This is a genomic window from Streptomyces sp. NBC_00887 (assembly GCF_045207585.1).
In genome coordinates, this window is the sequence record NZ_CP108788.1 from 2,272,627 (window position 1) to 2,295,222 (window position 22,596).

Consider the following 22,596-nt stretch of genomic DNA (forward strand, 5'->3'; position numbering starts at 1 on the left):
GGCCACCGGCCGAGACCAGGGCCGGCGGGACACCGGACAACACGACAACCGCCGCGGAGCACCACGCACGACGTTGGCCGAACGCGCCGCGATACTCGCCGACCGGACCGGCATGAACCGAATACCCGTCCGGATCCGCGCCCGTCCCGGTGCCACCGCAGGACTGGTGGCCTGCCTCGCCACGTCGCTCTGCGCGGCCCTCGTGCTGGTGCCCTCCGGCGGTGCATCCGACGACGCGACGCCCCGCCAGGCCACCAGGACCGCTGCTGAGCCGAAGCCTCCCGCCCGGCAGAAACGCGACGACGCGAAGAAGGCCGATACGGAGGACTGGGACGGAAAGGTCAGGATCCTGGGAGACGGCTCCACCTCCTACACCGGTCCCCAGCCCCGTCAGCTCAAGCCCGAGAGGCTCAAACCGGGTCAGAAGCCGCCCCAGTTCGTCGTCTTCTCGTGGGACGGCGCACTGGAGGGCGATGACCGGATGTTCTCCCGCTTCCGGCAGGTGGCGAAGGAGAGCGACGCCCACATGACGTTCTTCCTCACCGGCACCTACCTGCTCCCGGAAGAACGCAGCAGCCTGTACCGGCCGCCCCAGCACAAGGCCGGCGCCGCAGCGATCTCCTACCCCACACGCGAGCACATCCGCATGACGCTGGAGCAGCTCGGCGGGGCGTGGAAGGACGGCAACGAGATCGGGTCGCACTTCAACGGCCACTTCTGCGGGAAGAAGGGAGGCGGCGACTGGAGCACCGCGGAGTGGACCCAGGAGATCGACGCGTTCTACTCCTTCGTGCAGAACTGGAAGACCAACACCGGCTACCAGGACCTGGATCCCCTCCCGTTCGACCCGACCCGCGAGGTCGTCGGCGGGCGGGCACCCTGCCTGGAGGGCCAGGAGACGCTGCTCCCCGCCACCAAGGCTTTCGGATGGCGCTACGACGCGAGCTCGCCCGGCGACTTCCAGATCTGGCCTTCGAAGAAGGACGGCATCTGGAACCTCCCTCTGCAGATGCTCCCCTTCCCGGGCAAGGACTTCCAAGTCCTCTCCATGGACTTCAACTTCCTCTACAACCAGTCGGACGGCAGCACCGAGGGTGACCCTGCGCGGTACGGGCACTGGCGCGAGCAGGCCCGGGACGCCTACCTCGCCGGTTTCGAAAGGGTCCTGCACGGCAGCCGCGCGCCGATGTTCATCGGCAACCACTTCGAAGACTGGAACGGCGGGATCTACATGGACGCCGTCGAGGACGTGATGCGCAACATCTGCCCCCGCGAGGAGGTGCGGTGTGTGTCCTTCCGTGAACTGACCGACTGGCTCGACGCACAGGACCCCGACGTGCTCGCCCAGTGGCGAACCCTCGACCCGGCTCAGCCGCCCGGCTGGTAGCGCTGAGCAGACCCGCCCCGGGACCAAGTGCCCGGGGCGGGTGGCCTGGGGTCGGCTCCTCGACAGGCCCGTCTCTCGAACGGGGCGGCCCTGAGAGGCCGCCCGAATCGCCACTGTGGGTGCTTGGCCCCGCCCTTCCTCCGGGTGCGCGCCGACGGCACACGGGCCGACGTCGAGCCCGAACCGTCTCGCTGCATCATGTAGGCATGATCACCATTCATCTGAAGTACGAGATCGACGCCGACAAGCTTGAGGACTTCGAGGACTACGGGCGCCGCTGGGTCGGGCTCGTCAATCGTTTCGGCGGGACGCACCACGGCTACTTCCTGCCGAGTGAGAGCGACAGCGACATCGCCTACGCCCTCTTCTCGTTTCCCGGTCTCGCTGCGTACGAGCAGTACCGCACGGACAGCATGTCCGACCCGGAGTGCCAGGAGGCGTTTGAACTGGCTCGTCGCACGCGCTGCATCAAGCGGTATGAACGCCGCTTCCTCCGGCCACTCGACAGCGTGTCCTAGGGCAGGTGGAGGTGCGCGGTGTGACCGTGATGAGCTGTGCGCAGCGCGCCGATGACAGCGTTGGAGGCTGAATGTTTCGCCGATCGACGTCACGTTCTGGCGAAGGCGGCAGGGCATGAAGGACGCCCGTCACCCGGGTGGGTGGCGGGCGCCGGTGCTGCTCGGTCAGTGCGCGTGTTGCGGCGCGACGGCCCAGGCGTACGCCTCGGCGAGGGTCTTGAGGACACCGGAGGTCTGCTCGGGGCTATCGGCGTCCAGCTGGTCGGCAACCTCCTTGATCTTCGTGAGGATCGCTTCCTGCGCGTGCTCTTGGGGGGAGCGGGTGGTCATCGCGGCGCCTTTCGGAGTGGGGCGGCTGGGCTGTCTCCATCTTGCTGTTCGTCGCCGGCAACGGGTGCTGGGCGAGCGGCGTGTCTGGGATGGAGCGGGCTTGCGGCGGTGGTCGTGGCTGCCGAGCGGCAGGGGGCGCAGCCACAACGCCGGAGGCCTGCGATGCACCACAGGCTGGGCACCCGTCCACGGGTGGCGCGTCGGGCCGCTCGCGCATACGGACTGGTGGGTGCACTGCCCGGTCGAGGAGGTGGGCGAGTGCGCCGGTCATCGAGTCGGATCCTCGGTGGCGGATCGATTGACCCATCAGAGTGATCCCTTTACCAAGCGAAGTGACGCGGTATCAACCGTTTGGCAGAGCGCGCTCGGCGTGCAGGGCGCGTTCCGGTGGTACGCGGTCACCTGCCGGGCCATCACGAACGCGGGGGCCGGGCAACCCCCGGTCCACGAGGGCGAAAGCCACCGCACCGGCGCCCCTGTCCGGGTGGCCGGGTCGGCACTCCACGCAGTCAGGACGGCCTCGCCGGCCAGGCCTTCGCAGGAAACGGAACAACGCGGATGGCCGGTCACCGGAGGACATCCCGCTCGGAACGGTGCCGTCCGGACAGCGCCGGGGCCTCGCCCCGGACAGCACCGGGATCAGGCTCAGGTCGGTCTCACCGGTGGACACTTGCCGGATCAGCCACGTCTCCGTCTGCCCGGGACGCGGCGCCTGAGCCAGGCCCGAACCCCCTGACGATCAGCCACCCGGCCAGCCCCAGCTCCCAGGCGAACACCGGGAGCGCGGCAGCCGAGCCGGCCACGGAAAGCTGCGCGTAGGCCCCGAACATCACGGCGACGGCCGAGGCACAGATCAGCGGCCCACCGATCAGCCCGAGCACGGCGATGAAGCGCGGCACGAGCCGGGCGCGGTACGCCAGGTACGCCAGCACGGCGGTGTTGAGGCCGAGGGCGATATTGGGCCCGAGCAGGAACGTCCAGTCGTGCACGGTGGCCAGCGCGACGTCGGCGCCGGCGGCAGCCCCCGCGTCCCGCCGCAGGGTGACGAGCGCCAGGACGGCGACGATCCCGAGTGCGATAACGGCCGCCTCCAGCAGCCGTCCGAAGGCGTACCCGAGCGCGAGCCCCTCGCCGTGGCGCCGTAGGACCGGGAACAGCGCCGCCCCGGTACCGGCGACCGCTGCCACCAGCACCACCTCGCAGATCACCCCGAGCAGCGCCAGCGTGTCGGCGCCCTGCGGCAGTCGGCCGTCCGCCGCGCCCAGCAGGGGGCGGTACAGGACCGCGCCGGCTATCGCGGCGACCTCGGTCAGCAGGAACAGCGACCCGGCGGCCACCGCGGTTCTTCGGTCCGGACTCATCTTCTCGGTCCCCTAGCTCGCTAGTGGTGTACACCGTACACCTGGTGGCAACCATAGGTGTACGGCGTACACTCGTCAAGGAGAGGGCACTGTCGAGTAGGGAAGGGGCCGAACCGGAATGACCCGGCAGGAAGCCACGCACACGCAACGGATCCCCCTGAACAGGGATCGCGTTCTGCGCGCCGCCGTCGCGCTCGCCGACGCCACCGGCATCGACGCGCTCAGCATGCGCAGGCTCGCGCAGGACCTGGACGTCGTACCGATGGCCCTGTACAAGCACGTTGCCAACAAGGAGGAGTTGCTCGACGGTATGGCCGACGCCGTCGTCGGCGAGATCGATCCGCCGGCCACCGGCCCAGACTGGCAGCACGTGGTCCGCGGCCGGATCCTTTCAGCCCGCCGGGTCCTGCTGCGCCATCCCTGGGCGGCCCGGGTGATCGAGTCGCGGACCGGCCCCACCCCGGCCGTGCTGGCCTACCTGGACTCGATGGCCGGGACCTTCCGGGCGGGAGGGCTCTCCGCCGACCTCACGCACCACGTCATGCACGCGATGGGCAGCCGCCTGCTCGGCTTCAGCCAGGAACTGTTCGACACCTCGGGCCCTTCCGGTCCCCCGGACCCCGGGCTGGCGGCGCGCTACCCGCACATCGCGGAACTGGCAGCGACGGCCGCACACGACGGAGCCTCCACGGTCGGTGGCGGCTGCGACGACCAGTTCGAGTTCGAATTCGCCCTGGACCTCCTCCTGGGCGGCTTCGAAAGACTCCGCCGCCAGGGCTGGACGTCCGCGCGGAAGGCGTAGCAGGTGCGGGGGCCCTGTGCCGGTGGTTCAGGGAATCGGGGCGCCGACGGTCACTCGGTGGCCAGTTCCTGAGGACGTCTCCGGGAGATGGCTCCCTCAGCAGCTCTCGCGCTCGTGGATGCCATGGCCAGACCCGACGGGCGCTGACCGCACCGGTGAAGCCGCTCCGACGCTGCCACAGGATTGCGCGCCTCATTCGAGTGCCGGATGCAGCTCCGGGCGGGCGTCCCACCAGGTTCGGTGGAAGGGGTTGTTGTCCACATTGGCCAGGTACGCGCGGGCAGCCGCCCGGTAGAGGAGTTCCGCCTGCCCTGCCGAGACCGTCGAGCGTTTCCAGGCCAGGCGGATACGGCCGGTGATCGGCGTGCCGACGAGGGGTCGCAGGACGGTGCCCTGGGCGTACGGGGCCGTCGGCTGGCTGAGCGAGATCGCGCGGCCCGCGGCGATCAGCCCGTAGTGCATCTTGCGGTCGGTGATCCGGTAGCGCAGTGACGGTACGAACCCGGCCTTCGCGCAGGCCTCGACCAGCGCTTCGGGTCCGCCGTCGTCGTCTTCGACCAGGGTCATCCACGACTCGTCTGACAGGTCCGCGAGGTCGATGGACTCCCTGGCTGCGAGGGGGTGTTCGGCCGACATCCGGATGCAGAACGGTTCCTTGGGAATCAACGTCCTGCCCATCACCCCGACGGGGAGCGGGACTTCGTGCTCGTTGACCTCTCCGTACGCGACGGCGTCGTACTGCCCGGCTCCGAGCATACGGAGCAGTGCGGTCGCCGAGTGTTCGAGATCGACGGTGATCTCCTGCCCCGACATGGCCAGGTCCGTCTGCTCCAGCAATCCGTCGACCAGCACCAGCAGGATGCAGCCCAGCCGTAGCGGCCTGCCCGTGACGAACGCGCGCGACTCCGCTCCCAGCGCGTCCATCTCGTTGAGCACCCTGCGGGCCTTTCCCAGCACGAACTGGCCGAGCGACGTGGGCTCCACCCCGTGCCGGGTGCGCACGAAGAGCTCGCCGCCCGCCACCCGTTCGATCCGGCGCAGCTGCGCGGAGAGCGCGGGCTGTGACACCCCGAGGCGGCGCGCCGCGAGACCCAGGCTGCCCGCCTCCGCTATCCGGCAGACGGCTTGCAGATGCCTCAGTTCCAGCTGCATTTCAGCAGCGTACGCAGCGTGCCGCCGTCGCACCATAACTCGCGTCTTATGCCCGGCGGGATGTCCCTCAGCGGTCATGCTCACGCCCATACTCGGCGGCGACGAACCAGCCTCCCCCACGCTTTGGAGCCCCGATGAAACGAAGAACAGTGACGGCCGGCCTGACACTGGCCATGCTCGCCGGGCTGACAGGCACCTCGGTCGCCCAGCAGACAGAAGGCCCGGCGAGCACCGTCGACGCACGCACGACCCCGCTCTCGCGGGCGGTCGCCGCAGCGGACCGTGCCGTCGACAGCGGACTCGACTCCCTGGTGAACTCCTCGCAGGAACAGTACGAACGGCGCCTCGTCACCCCCTGGGTGAAGGGCCTCTACAGCGTCGCCTACGAGCGCAGCTATCGCGGTCTGCCGGTAGTCGGCGGCGACGCGGTCGTGCTGGCCGACGGCGACGGTGACGTACGCGCCCTGCAGTCGGCGTCCTCCACACGGATCGACGTGGCGACCGATCCGGTCGTCACCGCGAAGAAGGCCGAAACCGTCTCGCGGGCGAAGCTGGCGAAGGTCGACAAGGTCCGCAGCAGCCGACTGGTCGTCAGACTGGACGGGGGCAGGCAGACCCTGGCCTGGGAGACGGTCCTCTCCGGACGTACGAAGAAGGCGCCCAGCAGACTTCACGTCTTCGTGGACGCCCGCACCGGCAAGGTCATCGGAACACACGACGAGGTCGCCGCGGGCAGCGGCACCAGCAAGTGGAACGGTCCGGGACCCCTCACCATCGACACCACCAACTCCAGCGGGAGTTACAGCCTCCGCGACCCGAACCGGGCCGGGCTCAGCTGCGCGGACTACAGCACCGGCACCGTCTTCTCGAAATCGTCGGACTCCTGGGGCACGGGGAACCCCACATCCAAGGAGACCGGTTGCGTGGACCTCATGTTCGCCGCGCAGAAGCAGTGGGACATGCTCGGCCAGTGGCTCGGCCGCAACGGGGTCAACGGCAGTGGCCGCACCTTCCCCGCCAAGGTCGGCCTGCCCGAGATGAACGCCTACTGGGACGGCAATCAGGTCACCATCGGCCGCAACAGCGCCAACGAGTGGATCGCCGGAGCGGACGTGGTGGCCCACGAGTACGGGCACGCCATCGACACCACCACCCCGGGCGGCACCAGCGGTCAGGAGTCCGGACTCGGCGAGGGCACCGGAGACATCTTCGGCGCGCTGACCGAGGCGTACATGAACCAGCCCTCCCCGTACGACGTCCCCGACTACACCGTCGGCGAGGTGATCAACCTCCAGGGCCGAGGGCCGATCCGGAACATGTACAACCCTCCGGCCGTCAACAACGACCCGGCCTGCTACAGCTCCGCGATACCCGGCACCGAGGTGCATGCGGCGGCCGGACCGCTGAACCACTGGTTCTATCTGCTTGCCGAGGGCACGAACCCGGGCGGCGGGAAGCCGAACAGCACCACCTGCAACCAGACCACCCTGACCGGCGTCGGCATCCAGAACGCCGGAAAGATCTTCTACGGCGGGATGCTGCTCAAGACCAGCAGCATGTCCTACAAGAAGTACCGCACGGCGACTCTGAGTTCGGCCAAGTCGCTCGACCTCGCCACCTGCGGGCTCTTCCAGAAGACCAAGGCCGCGTGGGACGCGATCAGCGTGCCGGCCCAGGCCGGTGACCCGACCTGTACCCCGACCGGGCAGAACAGCGACTTCTCCCTGGCTCTGAACCCCTCGGCCGGCACCGTCCAGCAGGGCGGCTCGGTCACCACATCCGTGGTCACCAACACCACCACAGGCACAGCCCAGTCGGTGACACTCTCCGCCACCGGCCTGCCCTCCGGAGTGACCGCCTCCTTCAACCCGGCCACCGTCCAGTCCGGCCAGTCCTCGGTCCTCACCCTCTCCGCGGCCACCACCGCCGCGCCCGGCTCGTCCACCGTCGTCATCAAGGGGCAGGGCACCTCGCTCGCGCACACCGTCGACTACACGCTCAACGTCGGCGGAACACAGCCCGGCACCGACCCGCCGAACATCTCCGTCACCAACATCCAGGCGCACCTGGCGCAGTTCGGCACGATCGCCGCGCAGAACGGCGGCCACCGGCGGGCGGGCAGCGCGGGCTACACCCAGTCACTCGCCTATGTGAAGGGCAAGCTGCAGGCGGCCGGATACACGGTCACCGAGCAGAACTGCTCCACCTGCACCTACCCGTCCAACAACCTCATCGCCGACTGGCCCGGCGGCCCCGCCGACCAGACCGTGATGTTCGGCGCGCACCTCGACGGCGTGGCTGCGGGCCCCGGGATCAACGACAACGCCTCGGGCTCCGCGGCCCTGCTGGAGAACGCGCTCGTCCTCGCGCAGAAGAACCCGACCATGACGAAGCACGTGCGCTTCGCGTGGTGGACGGACGAGGAACAGGGCCTCAACGGCTCGGAGTTCTACGTCAACCAGCTCACCAGCGCCCAGCGCACAGCGATCAAGGGCTACTACAACTTCGACATGGTCGGCTCCACCAACGCCGGCTACTTCATCAACAACGTCAACTCCACCACCGCCGCCCCGCTCAAGGCCTACTGGACCTCTCTGAACCTCGCACCCGAGGAGAACGTCGAGGGCCAGGGACGCAGTGACGACGCGTCCTTCCAGGCAGCGGGCATCCCCACGTCCGGGTACGCGGCCGGTGCGAGTGCCCGCAAGACCTCGGCGCAGGCGGCCAAGTGGGGCGGCACGGCCACTGCCGCCTACGATCCCTGCTACCACAGCTCCTGCGACACGACGAACAACATCAACGCGACCGTCCTGGACCGCAGTGCGGACGGTGTCGCGTACGCCGTCTGGAAGCAGGCGGTCGGCAGCGACGTCCCGGCGCAGGACTTCTCCCTCGCCACCAGCCCTTCCTCCGGCAGCGCCGCACCGGGTGGCAGCGTCACCTCGACGGTGAACACCACCACCTTGAGCGGCAGCCCGCAGACCGTCGCTCTCTCGGTCTCCGGCGCGCCGAGCGGCGTGACCGCGACACTGAGCCCGTCCTCCGTACAGTCGGGCAACTCCTCGACCCTCTCCGTACAGATCGGGGCCGCCGCCCAGCAGGGCACCTACACCCTCACGGTCACCGGTTCCGGAACGGTGAGCCACAGCACCACCTACACGCTCACCGTCGGCGGGGGCGGCGGCACCTGCACCGCACGTCAGCTCGTCGTCAACGGTGGCTTCGAGAGCGGCACCAGTCCGTGGACCGCCACCTCGGGCGTCATCACCAACCAGGCGGGGCAGCCTTCGCACGGCGGGTCCTACAAGGCGTGGCTGAACGGGTGGGGAACCGCCCGCACGGACAGCGCCGCGCAGTCACTGACGATCCCGTCGGGCTGCGCCACTCACCGGTTGTCGTTCTATCTGCACATCGACACCGACGAGACCGAGAGCGTCGCCTACGACACCTTCACCGTGTCGGTCGGCGGCCGGACCCTGGCGACGCTGTCGAACCTGGACGCGAACACCGGATACGCACTGAAATCCTACGACGTCTCCGAGTTCGCCGGACAGACGGTCACGCTGAAGTTCAACGGCGTGGAGGACCAGTCCCTCCAGACCTCGTACGTCGTGGACGACGTCACCCTCCAGGTGAGCTGATCCGCGGCAATTCCGGATGACCGATGACCGGCGTCCGTCCTGGCCTCACGGCCCGGGCGGGCGCCGGTCCGCTCCGTGCGGAGCCCAGCCACGCGACCCCCTGCAACCGCAGAGCCTCCTGATGGGTGAGATCAGGTACTCGCCAAGGAGGCACCATGGGAGGGCGCTCACGGAAAGGGAGTCTCACTTTCGAGTGAATCTCGGCATTCTCAGGCCCGTTGGGTCCCGGTGCGTACGGATACACGTTCACGCTCGCTCCGAACGGACCCCAGCCACCGGGAGTGATCGCCATGCACATCCTGCTTCTCGCGAGCGCCTTCAACAGCCTCACCCAACGCGTGCAGGCCGAGCTCAGGGACCACGGCCACTCAGTGGCCGTGCGGCTCGTGCACGAGGACCAGGGCGGCTCCGTCCGGGATACCGTCCGCCAGGAGTGCCCGGACCTTATCCTGGCGCCCTATCTCAGGACCGCGATTCCCGAGGACGTGTGGTCGCTCCACACCTGTCTCATCGTCCATCCCGGGCCGGTCGGCGACCGCGGGCCCTCCTCCCTCGACTGGGCCCTCCACGAGGGCACGGACCGCTGGGGCGTCACCGTGCTGCAGGCGAACGCGGAGATGGACGCCGGCGACGTCTGGGCGTCCGTTCCCTGCGTGTTGCCCCAAGTGGGCAAGAGCGACCTGTACCGCAACGAGGTCTCGGACGCCGCCATGGCGGCGGTACTCCTGGCCGTCGAGCGCTTCGCTTCCGGGACCTACAGGCCCACGCCGCAGGACGCGGGAGCCGGCCCGCGCTGCCGACCGTTGTTCCGCCAGTCACTACGGCGCATCGACTGGCAGTCCGACTCCTCCTCGACGGTTGTTCGCAAACTCAGAGCGGCTGACTCCCAGCCCGGTGTGCTGGACGAAGTATGGGGCGATGAGTGGTTCCTGCACGGCGGGTATCCCGAGCCCCGGCTGAGCGGCCGCCCGGGGGAGATCGTGGCCACCCGTGACGGTGCCATCTGCCGGGCGACCATGGACGGCGGGGTGTGGATTCCCGAGCTGCGGCCCCGGCGGGTGCCGGGCGGTCCGGCCACCTTCAAGCTCCCCGCCACCGTGGCGCTGGCCGGGCGGTTGTCCGCCGTGCCTGCGCGGCCGGCTCCGCTGCACCGAAACAGCCACGAGGACACATGGGCCGAGATCGGATACCGGGAGGAGGCGGGGGCCGGCCTTCTGTCGTTCTCGTTCCGCGGTGGCGCAATGAGTACGGAGCAGTGTCGGCGGCTGCTGCGCGCGTACCGGTTCGCTTGTTCCCGGCCCACTTCGGTGCTGGTCGTCGGCGGCGGACGGGACTTCTTCTCCAACGGCATCCACCTCAACGTGATCGAGGCGGCAGCCGATCCGGGCGCCGAGTCCTGGGCCAACATCAACGCGATGGACGATCTGGTGGAAGCGGTGCTGACCACCACCGACCGGCTCGTTGTCTCCGCTGTGGCCGGAAACGCCGCGGCGGGCGGGGTGATGCTGGCCCTGGCCGCCGACGAGGTGTGGTGCAGGGCGGGCGCGGTGCTCAATCCGCACTACCGCCTGATGGGGCTGTACGGGTCGGAGTACTGGACGTACTCGCTGCCGCGGCGGGTGGGAGCGGCAGCGGCCGAGCGGCTCATGCAGGACGCGCTGCCGGTCAGCTCCGCGGCTGCCCACGGACTCGGGCTCGTCGACAGAGTGATCGCGTGTGCCCCCAGGACGTTCGACTCGGAGGTCGGCGCCCTGGCGGCCCGCCTGGCCGCGCTGCCCGCGACGCAGTCCCGTATCAACGCCAAGAAGGCGGAGCGGGACCGGGTCGACCTGGCACCGCACCGTGCGGCCGAACTCGACCGGATGCGGCGCATCTTCGAGGACCCGCACCACCCGTACCACGGGCTGCGCAGGGCGTTCGTACGCAAGGAAGGCCCCGCATCCGGCTCCGCGGACCGGCACCCACGCCCCCGGAGCTGACCGCGGACCGGCGCGACTGCTACCGCTGTTCGGCGAGCCAGTCGTACCACTGGGCCAGGCCCGCGCCGGTGGTCGCGGAGACCGTCAGCACGCGTACGGCCGGATTGACCGAGCGTGCGTGGCGAGCGCACTGCTCGACGTCGAAGTCGACGTAGGGCAGCAGATCGGCCTTGTTGATGAGGATCAGGTCGGCCGCTGCGAACATGTACGGATACTTCAGTGGCTTGTCGGTGCCCTCCGTGACCGAGATGATCACGACCTTGCTGCGCTCACCCAGATCGAACAGGGCGGGGCACACCAGATTCCCGACGTTCTCGACCATGAGGAGCGAGCCCGCCGCCGGGGACAGCGCCGTGAGGGCGTTCTGCATCATCTCCGCGTCGAGATGGCATCCCGCCCCGGTGTTGACCTGTACCACGGCGCAGCCCGTACTCCTGATCCGGTCGGCGTCGAGTCGGGTCTCCTGGTCGCCCTCGACGACGGCCACCGGCCGGCGTCCGCCCATATCGGTGATGGTGCGCTCCAGGAGCGTGGTCTTGCCTGCCCCGGGTGAGCTCATCATGTTCACGGCCGCGACCCCGCGGTCGGTCAGCCAGGCACGGTTGCGTTCGGCTACGAGGTCGTTCCTGGCCAGTACCTTCTGCTCGATGGTGACGGTCTCACCCGCGTCGTTCGACTGTGCACGCTCCCGCTCGTGCGGGTGCGGGTGCGGGTGCGGGTGGGTATGCGGATGCGGGTGGTCGGGGGCATCGTCCTCCCGCAGCAGCACGATCCTGGTTCCGCCGGACTCCTCGGAGCAGCCGCACGTAGCGCACATGTTCAGCCCACTTTCATGGAAACGATCTGCAGTTCCTGTCCCGATGTGATCTCCACATCCGCACTGCCGCAGGGGCACAGCAGAATCAGGTCGGCCAAGGTGAATTCGACGGTGCAGGTGCGACAGCGGCCTGTGCCGGGTGGCTGGTCGATCTCCAGCCGTGCCCCCTCGGCGGCCGTTCCCTCCGTGACCAGCCCGAAGCAGAAGCGCATCGCGTCGGGCACCACGGCGGTGAGCGCGCCCACGCGTACGCACACCGAGTGGACCGGACGCCCTGCGGCGCGTTCGCACACCGCGTCGACGACGCCCTGTGTGATGGCCAGCTCGTGCACCGCTGCCACCTCCTTCTGCGGGTCGCTCCGAATGTAGGGGCACAAGGTGGCCGCGAGGACGGCGGACCGGCCCGGTCACACGGCCGGATCACCCGACCGGCCCTCGACATGAGGTCGCTCGGTCCCCCGAATTGAGGCGCGCGACGGATGTGCCGTGTTGCCGGAATCATCGAATCGAGGCGTGATGGTAGCAATGTGCGTGAACCCATCCGTGGGGCGAACGGCCACTGGGCCGTCATCCTGAAAGGCGGCAGTGCGATGCCGACAGAGGAAGCGGTAAGGGCCGAGGACACCTTGATCCATGTTCTGTGGATCAACGCAGGGCTGAGCTGCGACGGAGATTCCGTTTCACTGACGGCCGCCACTCAGCCGAGCATCGAGGAGATCGCCCTGGGCGCCCTGCCCGGGCTTCCGAAGGTCGCTGTGCACTGGCCGCTCATCGATTTCGAGTGCGGCCCCAACGGCGGCGCCGACGACTTCCTCGAATGGTTCTTCAAGGCCGACCGCGGCGAGCTGGAACCGTTCGTCCTGGTGGTCGAGGGGTCTATTCCGAATGAGCGCCTGCACGATGACGGGTACTGGTGCGGTTTCGGCAACGACCCGGCCACCGGCCAGCCGATGACGACCAGCGAGTGGCTCGACCGGCTCGCCCCGAAGGCAACCGCGGTCGTCGCGGTGGGCACCTGCGCGACGTACGGCGGCATCCACGCCATGGCGGGCAACCCCACGGGCGCGATGGGGGTCCCCGACTACCTGGGGTGGGACTGGAAGTCCAAGGCCGGGATCCCGATCGTGTGCGTCCCCGGGTGCCCGATCCAGCCGGACAACCTGTCGGAGACGCTGACCTACCTGCTGTACATGGCCACGGGCCAGGCACCGATGATCCCGCTCGATGACGCGCTGCGACCGACGTGGCTGTTCGGGTCGACGGTCCACGAAGGCTGTGACCGGGCCGGCTACTACGAGCAGGCCGACTTCGCGACGGAGTACGGCTCACCGAAGTGCATCGTCAAGCTGGGCTGCTGGGGACCCACGGTCAAGTGCAATGTGCCCAAGCGAGGCTGGATGAACGGCATCGGGGGCTGCCCCAACGTCGGTGGCATCTGCATCGGCTGCACCATGCCCGGGTTCCCGGACAAGTTCATGCCGTTCATGGACGAACCTCCCGGCGGAAAGCTCTCGACCAACGCGGTCGGACTGTACGGGTCGACGATGCGGCGCCTGCGCAACATCACCACCCACACCCTGGACCGCGAACCGAAATGGCGTAAGCCCGGCCGCGAACTCAAGACCGGTGCCACACGCACCTGGTAATGGACCACGCAATCACCACAACGGACAGAAGGATGAGGCGGCGCAATGACCGCGACCCAGCACAAGGGTGCCGGAGGCGGCCGGGGCAAGGACGACCTGGTCGAAATGGCGTGGGATCCCATTACCCGGATCGTCGGCAGCCTGGGCATCTACACGAAGATCGACTTCAAGCAGAAGGTCGTCGCCGAATGCCACAGCACCAGTTCCATCTTCCGCGGCTATTCCGTCTTCATGAAGGGGAAGGACCCGCGGGACGCGCACTTCATCACCAGTAGAATCTGCGGAATCTGTGGTGACAACCACGCCACGTGTTCCTGTTACGCGCAGAACATGGCGTACGGGGTGAAGCCCCCGCACCTCGGTGAATGGATCGTGAATCTCGGCGAGGCCGCAGAGTACATGTTCGACCACAACATCTTCCAGGAGAACCTGGTCGGGGTCGACTACTGCGAGAAGATGGTCGCAGAGACCAATCCCGGTGTGCTGGAGCAGGCCAACCGGACCCCCTCCCCGCACGCCGACGCCCACGGGTACAAGACCATCGGCGACATCATGCGGTCGCTGAACCCGTTCACCGGCGAGTTCTACCGCGAGGCGCTCCAGGTCAGCCGGATGACCCGGGAGATGTTCTGCCTGATGGAAGGGCGGCACGTCCATCCCTCCACGCTCTATCCGGGCGGCGTCGGCACCGTGGCGACGATCCAGCTGATGACGGACTACATCACCCGGCTCCAGCGGTACGTCGAGTTCATGAAGAAGGTCGTGCCGATGCACGACGACCTCTTCGACTTCTTCTACGAGGCCCTGCCGGGGTACGAAATGGTCGGCAACCGGCGCATCCTGCTGGGCTGCTGGGGCTCCTTCCAGGACCCGGAGCACTGCAACTTCGAGTACAAGGACATGACCGACTGGGGCCGGAAGATGTACGTCACCCCGGGTGTCGTCGTCGACGGGAAGCTGGTCACCACCGATCTGGTCAAGATCAACCTCGGCATCCGGATCCTGCTCGGTTCGTCGTACTACAACGACTGGGATGAGCAGGAGACCTTCGTCTCCCACGACCCGCTCGGCAATCCGGTCGACCGCCGTCACCCGTGGAACCAGCACACCAATCCGCAGCCGCAGAAGCGGGATCTGGACGACAAGTACAGCTGGGTCATGTCACCGCGGTGGTTCGACGGCAAGGACTACCTGGCGCTGGACACCGGCGGCGGGCCGCTCGCGCGCCTGTGGACCACGGCGCTGGCCGGCTTGGTCGACATCGGCTACATCCAGGCCACCGGCCACAGCGTCAAGATCAACCTTCCCAAGACCGCCCTCAAGGGGCCGGTGGAGCTGGAGTGGCACGTCCCGCAGTGGAGCAACACCATCGAGCGCAACCGGGCGCGGAGCTACTTCCAGGCGTACGCGGCAGCCTGCGCTCTCCACTTCGCGGAGAAGGCTCTCGTGGAGATCCGGTCCGGGAACACCAAGACCTGGGAGAAGTTCGAGGTACCCGAGGAGGGTGTGGGCTGCGGGTTCACCGAGGCGGTGCGCGGTGTCCTCTCGCACCACATGGTGATCCGGGACGGCAAGATCGCCAACTACCACCCGTACCCGCCGACCCCGTGGAACGCGAGCCCTCGTGACACCTACGGCACGCCCGGTCCCTATGAGGACGCCGTGCAGGGGCAGCCGATCTTCGAGGAGAACGACCGGGAGCACTTCAAGGGCATCGACATCATGCGTACGGTGCGCAGTTTCGACCCCTGTCTGCCCTGCGGAGTGCACATGTACCTCGGCGAGGGCAAGAAGCTGGAACTCCTGCACTCCCCCACCCAGTCCGCGGGCAGCGAGTGATGGCGCACGAGGAGACACCGGTTACCCCCGACTGGCGGACGACCGGTGAACGCATCGACACACTGATCGCCGCGAGTGGCTCGGGCGGCGCGGTGGCCCGCGAGCGCAGCGAGGAACTGGTCCGCCTCGTCGCCGATTTCTACGGCGCCGGGCTGGAACGGCTGCTGGACCTGGTGCACGAGCAGGGGCGGCTGGACGACGGTGTCCTGGCCGCGCTCGCCGGTGACGAGCTGGTGTCCAGTGTCCTGCTGGTGCACGGGCTTCACCCGTACAGCGTGGAGACCCGGGTCGAGCAGGCGCTGGAGGGTGTGCGCCCGTATCTGGGGTCGCACGGCGGTGATGTGGAACTGCTCACCGTCACCGACGAGGGCACTGTCCGGTTGCGGCTGCTGGGAAGTTGCGACGGCTGCCCGTCCTCCTCGGTCACGCTGAAGCTGGCCGTGCAGGGTGCGGTGGAGGCGGCGGCTCCGGAGATCACCTCGATCGAGGTGGAGACTGCGGCCGACGAGGGGGCTGCCGGAGCGGCGGGGCCGCTGGTACCGGTGGACTCGCTGTTCGCCCGGCTGCACGCGGAGACCGGGGCACCCGGCGACGACGCCGCGTCGTGGGAAGTCGTGCCTGAGCTCTCGGGGCTGGCGTCGGGCGCGGTGGCCCGGGTCGGAGTCGGCAGGATGCCGGTCCTGGTGTGCCGGGTGGGCTCCGACCTCTTCGCCTTCGAGGACCGGTGCGCACGCTGTGAGCAGCCGATGGAGGGCGCCACACTTGCGCGGCGGCTGGGCGGCGCGACCGGCGACGCGGTCCTGCGCTGCGCCGGGTGCCGTGCGCACTACGACGTGCGGCGGGCCGGGGTCTGCCTCGACGGCGACGGCGTGCATCTGGCACCGCTGCCCCTGCTCTCCGACGGCGCCGCCGTCTCCGTGTCGGTGCCCGCGGTGGTGGCACCGTGATCGCGACCGCCCGTGCCGCCTCCCCGGCCGCCACGCTGCTGCGGCTCACACGCAACCGGCCGCAGCCGCCTGCCGGGGAGCGCTGCGAGATGTGTGCGGAACCGATCGGCGAGACCCATTCCCACGTGGTGAACCTCGACAGCCGCGCTCTGATGTGCGGGTGCCGGGCCTGCTTTCTGCTGTTCACCGACGAGAACGCCGAGTTGCGCTACCGGGCGGTTCCTGAGCGCTATCTGCGTTTCGCCGGACTGACCGTGGACGGGCGTGCCTGGGACGAGTTGCAGATCCCCGTGGGCCTCGCCTTCCTGTTCCGCAATTCCGTCCAGGACCGCATGGTCGCGTTCTACCCGGGCCCCGCCGGGGCCACCGAGTCGGAACTCCCGCTGGACGCCTGGGAGGCCGTCGTCGAGGCGAGCCCCGAGCTAGCCGTACTGCGCCCCGATGTCGAGGCCCTGCTCATCCGGCGCACCCAGGACGGCGGCGCATCGTGTCACCTCGTGCCGATCGACGCCTGTTACGAGTTGGTGGGCCGGCTCCGCACCCTGTGGCGGGGTTTCGACGGCGGCTCCGAGGCGCGTGCAGCGATGGACTCGTTCTTCGCGCAGGTGGCGGACCGCAGCCGGCCCGCCGGGATCGGGGCACCATGAGCGACTTCACGTTCTCCGTGCTGGGCCTCGCCGCCGATCCGTACGCGGCCGCGCCGCAGCTGACCGCGCGGCTACGGATCGAGGAGCGGACGGGTCTGCGGATCCATGCCGTCGCCCTGCACTGCCAGGTGCGCATCGAGCCGCAGCGGCGCCACTACGACGAGGCAGAACAGAGCGGCCTTCAGGGGTTGTTCGGTGGCCGGGAACGCTGGACGGACACCTTGAAGCCGTTCCAGTGGATGAGCTGTGACACGACGGTGCAGGGGTTCAGCGGCGCCACCGAGGTCGATCTCGCCCTGCCGTGTACGTACGACTTCGATGTGGTCGGCTCGCGTTATCTGCATGCGCTGGGCGAGGGTGCGGTACCGCTCGCCCTGATGTTCTCCGGCACGGTCTTCACCCGGGGAAGCGAGGGCTTCGGCGTCGAACGGGTGCCGTGGGACTGCGAGGCCCGGTATCAGATGCCGGTCGCGGTGTGGCGGCACATGGTGGCGTCGCACTTCCCGAACACCGGCTGGATCAGGCTGGACCACGACGTGCTCGCACGCTTCGCGGACTTCCGGGCCCGGCGCGGGCTGATCAGCTGGGACGAGACGGTCCAGGCCCTCCTGGCCGAGCACGACAAGGTGGTCCTGTGAGTCTTGACGAGGTGCGTACGATCGCCGACGCCGTGCTGTACGAGGGGTATCTCCTCTACCCGTACCGCGCCAGTTCGCACAAGAACCGCTCGCGCTGGCAGTTCGGCGTCCTCGGGCCGCCGCATGCCACGGCGGAGAGTTTCGGCGAGGAACCCGGGATGGAGATGCAGTGCCTGCTGGCACCGCAGGACGGGCCGGCGGACGTCACCGTACATCTGCGCTTCCTCCAGCTCCAGGTCCGCGAGGTGCGGAGCGCGGGTGAGGACGGGGCCGAGGTACCGGTGGACCGGCTCACCGTCGACGGGGTCTCCGTGATGTCCTGGGACGAGGCGGTGGAGCGGGAAGTCGTCCTGGCGGCGATGCCGTTGGACGAGCCGGCCGACTCCGTGCACGAGGTGGCGGGCGGCGAGGAATCCGAACCGATCACCGACGCGCGGGGCGCGGTGGTGGGCCGGATCGTGCGGCGGCGGCTGCCGCTGGCGGTCCGTATCCGTGCGAATGCCGTCATGGACGACGGCTGTGTACGCCTGACCGTGAGCGTCACCAATGAGCACCCGGAGCCGACCGACACCAAGGACGCCGCGATCCGGGCCTCGCTGATCGGCGCGCATCTGCTCCTGAGCGCGCACGACGCCGCGTTCGTCTCGCTGCTCGAACCGCCCGCCGAAGCGGCGGCGGCCGCCGGGCGGTGCCGGCAGCGCAGATGCTGGCCCGTGCTGGCCGGCCCGAAGGGAGCGACGGACACCCTGCTCGGTGCGCCGATCATCCTGTACGACTACCCGGAGGTCGCCGAGCAGAGCCCGGGCGCCCTGTTCGACTCGACCGAGATCGACGAGATCCTGACCCTCCGCGTGATGACCATGACGGAGGAGGAGAAGGCGGAGGCCCGCGCCACCGACCCCCGGGCCAGGGAGATCATCGACCGGTGCGACGGGATGTCACCCGCCGATCTCCAGCAGCTGCACGGCCTGCTGCGCGACCCGCACGCCCCCCGGCCAGCCGCTCTCGTGGGCCCGCCCGGCGATGTGCGGGACGTGGAGCCCGCGGACTTCGACACCGCGGGCGCGCCCTGGTGGGATCCGGCGGCCGACGCCTCGGTCCGGCCGGAGAGCGACGCGGTGGTCATCGACGGGGTGCGGGTGGCCAAGGGCAGCCTGGTCCGCGTCCATCCCTCCCGGCGGGCGGACGCACAGGACCTGTTCTTCGCCGGCCAGGTGGCCCGGGTGACCGCGGTGCTCGCGGACGTGGACGGCGGTACGCACATCGCCCTGGTCCTCGTCGACGACCCGGCGTCCGACCTGCACGACTGGTACGGCCGCTATTTCTACTTCGCGCCCGACGAGCTGACACCCCTGAGCGTCGACGAGTCGGCGCCGTACCGAGAGGAGAACCGATCGTGAAGAACCTGGGCATCATCACCGCCGTCGTGGGGGCGGCCGTGGGGGTCGTCGCCGTGGGGGTCGCGATCAGGTCGATCCCCGACATCCGCCGCTACCTGCACATCCGTTCGATGTGAGTCCCGACCCGATTGATATGAGCGAGGAGCACCCCATGGCGGACACACCGGAGAAGAACAGCCAGGTCGAGGAGGAGCCGCAGGAGGAACGGGGCCCGATGGGGTCCCGCGACACCGGATCGGACCAGCCCGAAGGCGGACCGGTCGACCGGCCGTCGGGCACCTCGGACGAGCAGTCCGACACCTCCGTACAGCCGAAGAAGGCCGAGCACCCGAAGGCGCCGCGCCTCCAGTCCGGTGGCGGCTGAGCCGAGCATGACGGACGCACCGCACACAGCCGCCCGGGTACTGGTGGCGGGCATCGGCAATCTCTTCCTGAGCGACGACGGCTTCGGCCCGGAGGCCGTACGGCGGCTGGCAGCCGAGGGCGGACTGCCCCCGCAGGTCCGGGTGGTGGACTACGGAATCCGCGGTATGCATCTCGCGTACGACCTGCTGGACGGGTACGACGCGCTGGTGCTGGTCGACGCGTACCCGGGTGGCGGCGCGCCCGGGGAGGTGACGGTGCTCCGCATCGGCCCGGAGGACCTCGGTACGGGTGAATTCGACGCCCATGGCATGAATCCGGTCGCTGTACTGGCAAATCTGGACCAATTGGGCGGTACTCTTCCGCTCACCTTCCTCGTCGGCTGTATGCCCGCCGGGGTCGAGGAGGGCATCGGGCTCAGCGAAGCCGTCGGCCGTGCGGTGCCCGAGGCGGTCCAGGCAGTGCACACCCTGGTCCGGCAGCTCGCCCCCGCCGTACCGACCGCGTCCGTGAAGAGCGCCGAACTCCGGAGATCCTGATCATGTGCCTAGGCATTCCTGGCCGCGTCGTGGAGATCGTGGACGGCTATGCGGGCCAGCTGGCCCTGGTGGATGTCGAGGGCGCCCGACGACGCGTCAACATCGGAATGCTCGACGATCCGCCCGGCCGCGACGACTGGGTCCTGCTCCACATGGGCTTCGCCGTCGAGCTCATCGACCGGGCGAAGGCCCGGGAGGCCCTGTCGGGCCTGGAGATGATGGGGCGCGGCCGGGCGGAGCGGGTGCGCCGCAGGTTCGAGGTGCGCGGCGTCGTGCAGGGCGTGGGTTTCCGGCCCTTCGTGTATGTCACCGCCTCGGAGCTGATGCTCAGCGGCACGGTGACGAACACCGGCGACGGGGTGCTCACCGAGGTCGAGGGACCGGCCGGCGCCGTGGAGGAGTTCGGCCGCAGGCTGCGGGCCGACGCCCCGCCGCTCGCGCTCGTCGAGGACGTACGGACGAGCGAGCTGCCGACGCGCGGTGGCGCGGGCTTCACCATCGAGCACTCCAGCACGGCCGACCGGGCCAGGACACTCGTCCCGCCCGACGTCGCCACCTGCCGTGACTGTCTCGACGAGCTGGCCGACCCGTCGGACCGGCGCTACCGCCACCCCTTCATCACCTGTACGCACTGCGGTCCCCGGTTCACGATCGTCACCGGCCTGCCGTACGACCGGTCCGCGACCACGATGGCGGACTTCGAGATGTGCGCGGCCTGCCGGACGGAGTACGAGGACCCGGGCGACCGGCGCTTCCACGCCCAGCCGGTCGCCTGTCCCGAATGCGGGCCCCGGCTCGAACTGGTCGGCTGCGAAGGGGTGACCCTGTCCCGTGACGAAGACGCGCTGCGCACCGCCCGCAAGCTCCTCGCCGACGGCGGGATCATCGCGGTCAAGGGACTCGGCGGGTACCACCTGGTGTGCGACGCCCGCAACGCGGCGGCCGTGACCGAACTGCGTCGGCGCAAGCGGCGCGGTGGCAAGCCGTTCGCGGTGATGGTCCCGGACCTCGACGTGGCGCGGCAGCTGGTGACCGTCACGGCGGACGAGGAAGAGCTTCTGACCGGTGGCCGACGCCCGATCGTGCTCCTGCCCCGGCGTCCCGCCGGGCCCGGCGCCGGTGCCGGGGTGTCCGACGCCGTGGCGCCCGGCTGTCCCGACCTCGGGCTGCTGCTTCCGTACACGCCTCTGCACGTTCTGCTCTTCGGGCTCGGTGACGACGACCCCGGCCCGGACGCACTGGTGATGACGTCGGCCAACCTCTCGGGCGAGCCCATCGTCACCGACGACGGCGACGCGCTGACCGTACTCGCGCCGCTGGTCGACGCCTGGCTGCGGCACGACCGGCGGATCCACGTGCCGTGCGACGACTCGGTCAGCCGCTACGTGGCGGACGCGGAGCTGCCGCTGCGCCGATCACGCGGGTACGCCCCGCTGCCGCTCGCGCTGCCCTTCGACGTACCGCCGACGCTCGCCGTGGGCGCGGACCTGAAGAACACCTGCGCCCTGGGCGAGGGCCGATATGCCTGGCTGAGCCAGCACATCGGCGACATGGACGACCTGTCCACGGTCGACGCCCTGACCCGCACGGAGAAGCACCTCGAGGAGCTCACCGGGGTGGAGCCGGCCCTGTTGGTCGCCGACCGCCATCCCGGCTACCACTCCGGCGACTGGGCCCGCAACCGTGCGGCCGGGCGGCCCGTGCGCACCGTGCAGCACCACCACGCGCACATCGCCTCGGTCATGGCGGAGCACGGCCTGGGCCGGGACGAGCAAGTGATCGGCGTCGCCTTCGACGGCACCGGCCACGGGGACGACGGCGCGGCCTGGGGCGGTGAGGTCCTGGTGGCGGGCTACGCGTCGTTCCGCAGGGCCGCGCACCTGGGATACGTGCCGCTGGCCGGGGGCGACGCGAGCGTGCTGCGGCCCTACCGGATGGCGCTCGCACATCTGCACGCGGCAGGCCTTCCGTGGGACGCGGACCTGCCCGCGGTCCTGGCCTGCCCGGCCGCCGAACGCGAGGTACTGGCCCACCAGTTCACGACCGGCTTCGGCTGTGTGCCGACATCGGGGATGGGGCGGCTCTTCGACGCGGTCGCCTCCCTGGCGGGTGTACGGCACGAGGTGGCGTACGAGGCGGAGGCGGCCATGGAACTGGAAGGACTGGCCCGGGGCGCGGCGGCGGACCCCCTGGCCGCGGCGAACGGCTACCGCTTCGCGATCCGGCCCGGCGCGGGCGAGGACCCCGCCGTCGCGGATCCGGGCCCGGTCGTGCGGGCCGTGGTGTCCGACGTACGGGCCGGGGCGTCCGCCGGGGAGATCGCCGCCCGCTTCCACGCCGCCGTCGCCGCCCTGGTCGTCGGCCTCGCGGACCTCTGCCGCACGAACACCGGTCTGGACACCGTGGCCCTGGGCGGTGGCGTCTTCCAGAACGCCGTACTGCTCGAAGCGTCCCAACACGGCCTGATGGAGCGCGGCTTCACCGTTCTGCGGCCGCGGCTGCTCCCTCCCAACGACGGTGGGATCGCCCTCGGCCAGCTCATGATCGCCGCAGCCCGCTGACGCCGCGGCTTCACGTACCCGAGAGACCC

Annotated in this window: 20 protein-coding genes; 15 read left to right on the forward strand and 5 right to left on the reverse strand. The window is 69.5% G+C overall.

Features of this window, described 5'->3' with window-relative positions; genetic code table 11:
- Positions 1-112 precede the first annotated feature (112 nt).
- Together OG844_RS10325 and OG844_RS10330 are read left to right on the forward strand one after the other, a co-directional pair.
- Positions 113-1,387, forward strand: a complete 1,275-nt coding sequence (locus OG844_RS10325) for a hypothetical protein (protein WP_406396071.1) — start codon at positions 113-115, stop codon at positions 1,385-1,387.
- Positions 1,388-1,593: 206 nt separating this feature from the next.
- A complete protein-coding gene (locus OG844_RS10330; RefSeq protein WP_406389588.1) occupies positions 1,594-1,905 on the forward strand; it encodes an NIPSNAP family protein in 312 nt (103 codons plus the stop codon).
- Positions 1,906-2,070: 165 nt separating this feature from the next.
- Here OG844_RS10330 and OG844_RS10335 read toward each other — a convergent pair whose 3' ends face one another.
- Both OG844_RS10335 and OG844_RS10340 read right to left on the reverse strand, forming a co-directional pair.
- Positions 2,071-2,235 carry a hypothetical protein gene (locus tag OG844_RS10335; RefSeq protein ID WP_406389589.1) on the reverse strand — a complete coding sequence of 55 codons (165 nt, stop codon included), beginning with the start codon at positions 2,233-2,235 and terminating at the stop codon, positions 2,071-2,073.
- 656 nt (positions 2,236-2,891) lie between these two features.
- Positions 2,892-3,596: a DUF4386 domain-containing protein gene (locus OG844_RS10340; RefSeq protein ID WP_406389590.1), complete on the reverse strand. Its 705-nt coding sequence runs from the start codon at positions 3,594-3,596 to the stop codon at positions 2,892-2,894.
- 118 nt (positions 3,597-3,714) lie between these two features.
- Between OG844_RS10340 and OG844_RS10345 the strand changes: the two genes are divergently transcribed.
- Positions 3,715-4,398 (forward strand): TetR/AcrR family transcriptional regulator C-terminal domain-containing protein, encoded by a 684-nt coding sequence (locus tag OG844_RS10345; protein WP_406389591.1) that lies wholly within the window; start codon positions 3,715-3,717, stop codon positions 4,396-4,398.
- Positions 4,399-4,590: 192 nt separating this feature from the next.
- Here the strand turns inward: OG844_RS10345 and OG844_RS10350 are convergent, their stop codons facing one another.
- The gene (locus tag OG844_RS10350) at positions 4,591-5,550 is read right to left on the reverse strand and encodes a LysR family transcriptional regulator (RefSeq protein WP_406389592.1); all 960 of its coding nucleotides are present in this window, start codon (positions 5,548-5,550) and stop codon (positions 4,591-4,593) included.
- 134 nt (positions 5,551-5,684) lie between these two features.
- On the opposite strand from OG844_RS10350, the gene OG844_RS10355 reads away from it, so the two are divergent.
- Positions 5,685-9,191: a M28 family peptidase gene (locus OG844_RS10355; protein ID WP_406389593.1), complete on the forward strand. Its 3,507-nt coding sequence runs from the start codon at positions 5,685-5,687 to the stop codon at positions 9,189-9,191.
- 290 nt (positions 9,192-9,481) lie between these two features.
- Complete coding sequence (locus OG844_RS10360; RefSeq protein ID WP_406389594.1) at positions 9,482-11,170, forward strand: hydrogenase maturation protein; 1,689 nt, start codon at positions 9,482-9,484, stop codon at positions 11,168-11,170.
- A 19-nt stretch (positions 11,171-11,189) separates the two neighbouring features.
- On the opposite strand, the gene hypB is transcribed toward OG844_RS10360, so the two are convergent.
- Both hypB and OG844_RS10370 read right to left on the reverse strand, forming a co-directional pair.
- Complete coding sequence (gene hypB, locus OG844_RS10365) at positions 11,190-11,987, reverse strand: hydrogenase nickel incorporation protein HypB (protein ID WP_406389595.1); 798 nt, start codon at positions 11,985-11,987, stop codon at positions 11,190-11,192.
- 2 nt (positions 11,988-11,989) lie between these two features.
- Positions 11,990-12,319 (reverse strand): hydrogenase maturation nickel metallochaperone HypA, encoded by a 330-nt coding sequence (locus tag OG844_RS10370; protein WP_406389596.1) that lies wholly within the window; start codon positions 12,317-12,319, stop codon positions 11,990-11,992.
- A gap of 258 nt (positions 12,320-12,577) precedes the next feature.
- Between OG844_RS10370 and OG844_RS10375 the strand changes: the two genes are divergently transcribed.
- Genes OG844_RS10375 through hypF form a run of 10 tightly spaced genes read left to right on the forward strand, consistent with a single transcriptional unit; the run spans position 12,578 to position 22,567 of the window.
- Positions 12,578-13,633 carry a hydrogenase expression protein HypE gene (locus OG844_RS10375; protein ID WP_406389597.1) on the forward strand — a complete coding sequence of 352 codons (1,056 nt, stop codon included), beginning with the start codon at positions 12,578-12,580 and terminating at the stop codon, positions 13,631-13,633.
- A 45-nt stretch (positions 13,634-13,678) separates the two neighbouring features.
- Positions 13,679-15,472, forward strand: a complete 1,794-nt coding sequence (locus tag OG844_RS10380) for a nickel-dependent hydrogenase large subunit (RefSeq protein WP_406389598.1) — start codon at positions 13,679-13,681, stop codon at positions 15,470-15,472.
- Positions 15,472-16,419 carry a NifU family protein gene (locus tag OG844_RS10385; protein ID WP_406389599.1) on the forward strand — a complete coding sequence of 316 codons (948 nt, stop codon included), beginning with the start codon at positions 15,472-15,474 and terminating at the stop codon, positions 16,417-16,419. Before OG844_RS10380 ends, OG844_RS10385 begins: the two co-directional genes overlap by 1 nt.
- Entirely contained in the window at positions 16,416-17,066 is a 651-nt protein-coding gene (locus OG844_RS10390; RefSeq protein ID WP_406389600.1) for a DUF5947 family protein, read from the forward strand. The genes OG844_RS10385 and OG844_RS10390 overlap by 4 nt, the downstream gene beginning before the upstream one ends.
- A complete protein-coding gene (locus tag OG844_RS10395) occupies positions 17,063-17,704 on the forward strand; it encodes a DUF6084 family protein (RefSeq protein WP_406389601.1) in 642 nt (213 codons plus the stop codon). Before OG844_RS10390 ends, OG844_RS10395 begins: the two co-directional genes overlap by 4 nt.
- On the forward strand, positions 17,701-19,104 hold the full coding sequence (locus OG844_RS10400; RefSeq protein ID WP_406389602.1) for a hypothetical protein: 1,404 nt from the start codon (positions 17,701-17,703) through the stop codon (positions 19,102-19,104). The genes OG844_RS10395 and OG844_RS10400 overlap by 4 nt, the downstream gene beginning before the upstream one ends.
- Positions 19,101-19,220: a DUF6893 family small protein gene (locus OG844_RS10405; protein WP_406389603.1), complete on the forward strand. Its 120-nt coding sequence runs from the start codon at positions 19,101-19,103 to the stop codon at positions 19,218-19,220. Before OG844_RS10400 ends, OG844_RS10405 begins: the two co-directional genes overlap by 4 nt.
- Positions 19,221-19,255: 35 nt before the next feature.
- Positions 19,256-19,468 carry a hypothetical protein gene (locus tag OG844_RS10410; protein ID WP_406389604.1) on the forward strand — a complete coding sequence of 71 codons (213 nt, stop codon included), beginning with the start codon at positions 19,256-19,258 and terminating at the stop codon, positions 19,466-19,468.
- A gap of 7 nt (positions 19,469-19,475) precedes the next feature.
- Complete coding sequence (locus OG844_RS10415; protein ID WP_406389605.1) at positions 19,476-20,006, forward strand: hydrogenase maturation protease; 531 nt, start codon at positions 19,476-19,478, stop codon at positions 20,004-20,006.
- A gap of 2 nt (positions 20,007-20,008) precedes the next feature.
- The gene (gene hypF, locus OG844_RS10420; protein ID WP_406389606.1) at positions 20,009-22,567 is read left to right on the forward strand and encodes a carbamoyltransferase HypF; all 2,559 of its coding nucleotides are present in this window, start codon (positions 20,009-20,011) and stop codon (positions 22,565-22,567) included.
- Positions 22,568-22,596: the final 29 nt, after the last annotated feature.

Bases quoted from the DNA above. Each gene is read 5' to 3' on its own strand.
- OG844_RS10325 (WP_406396071.1), top strand. From the start codon at position 113: ATGAACCGAATACCCGTCCGGATCCGCGCCCGTCCCGGTGCCACCGCA.
- OG844_RS10330 (WP_406389588.1), top strand. From the start codon at position 1,594: ATGATCACCATTCATCTGAAGTACGAGATCGACGCCGACAAGCTTGAG.
- OG844_RS10335 (WP_406389589.1), bottom strand. From the start codon at position 2,235: ATGACCACCCGCTCCCCCCAAGAGCACGCGCAGGAAGCGATCCTCACG.
- OG844_RS10340 (WP_406389590.1), bottom strand. From the start codon at position 3,596: ATGAGTCCGGACCGAAGAACCGCGGTGGCCGCCGGGTCGCTGTTCCTG.
- OG844_RS10345 (WP_406389591.1), top strand. From the start codon at position 3,715: ATGACCCGGCAGGAAGCCACGCACACGCAACGGATCCCCCTGAACAGG.
- OG844_RS10350 (WP_406389592.1), bottom strand. From the start codon at position 5,550: ATGCAGCTGGAACTGAGGCATCTGCAAGCCGTCTGCCGGATAGCGGAG.
- OG844_RS10355 (WP_406389593.1), top strand. From the start codon at position 5,685: ATGAAACGAAGAACAGTGACGGCCGGCCTGACACTGGCCATGCTCGCC.
- OG844_RS10360 (WP_406389594.1), top strand. From the start codon at position 9,482: ATGCACATCCTGCTTCTCGCGAGCGCCTTCAACAGCCTCACCCAACGC.
- hypB (WP_406389595.1), bottom strand. From the start codon at position 11,987: ATGTGCGCTACGTGCGGCTGCTCCGAGGAGTCCGGCGGAACCAGGATC.
- OG844_RS10375 (WP_406389597.1), top strand. From the start codon at position 12,578: ATGCCGACAGAGGAAGCGGTAAGGGCCGAGGACACCTTGATCCATGTT.
- OG844_RS10380 (WP_406389598.1), top strand. From the start codon at position 13,679: ATGACCGCGACCCAGCACAAGGGTGCCGGAGGCGGCCGGGGCAAGGAC.
- OG844_RS10385 (WP_406389599.1), top strand. From the start codon at position 15,472: ATGGCGCACGAGGAGACACCGGTTACCCCCGACTGGCGGACGACCGGT.
- OG844_RS10395 (WP_406389601.1), top strand. From the start codon at position 17,063: ATGAGCGACTTCACGTTCTCCGTGCTGGGCCTCGCCGCCGATCCGTAC.
- OG844_RS10410 (WP_406389604.1), top strand. From the start codon at position 19,256: ATGGCGGACACACCGGAGAAGAACAGCCAGGTCGAGGAGGAGCCGCAG.
- OG844_RS10415 (WP_406389605.1), top strand. From the start codon at position 19,476: ATGACGGACGCACCGCACACAGCCGCCCGGGTACTGGTGGCGGGCATC.
- hypF (WP_406389606.1), top strand. From the start codon at position 20,009: ATGTGCCTAGGCATTCCTGGCCGCGTCGTGGAGATCGTGGACGGCTAT.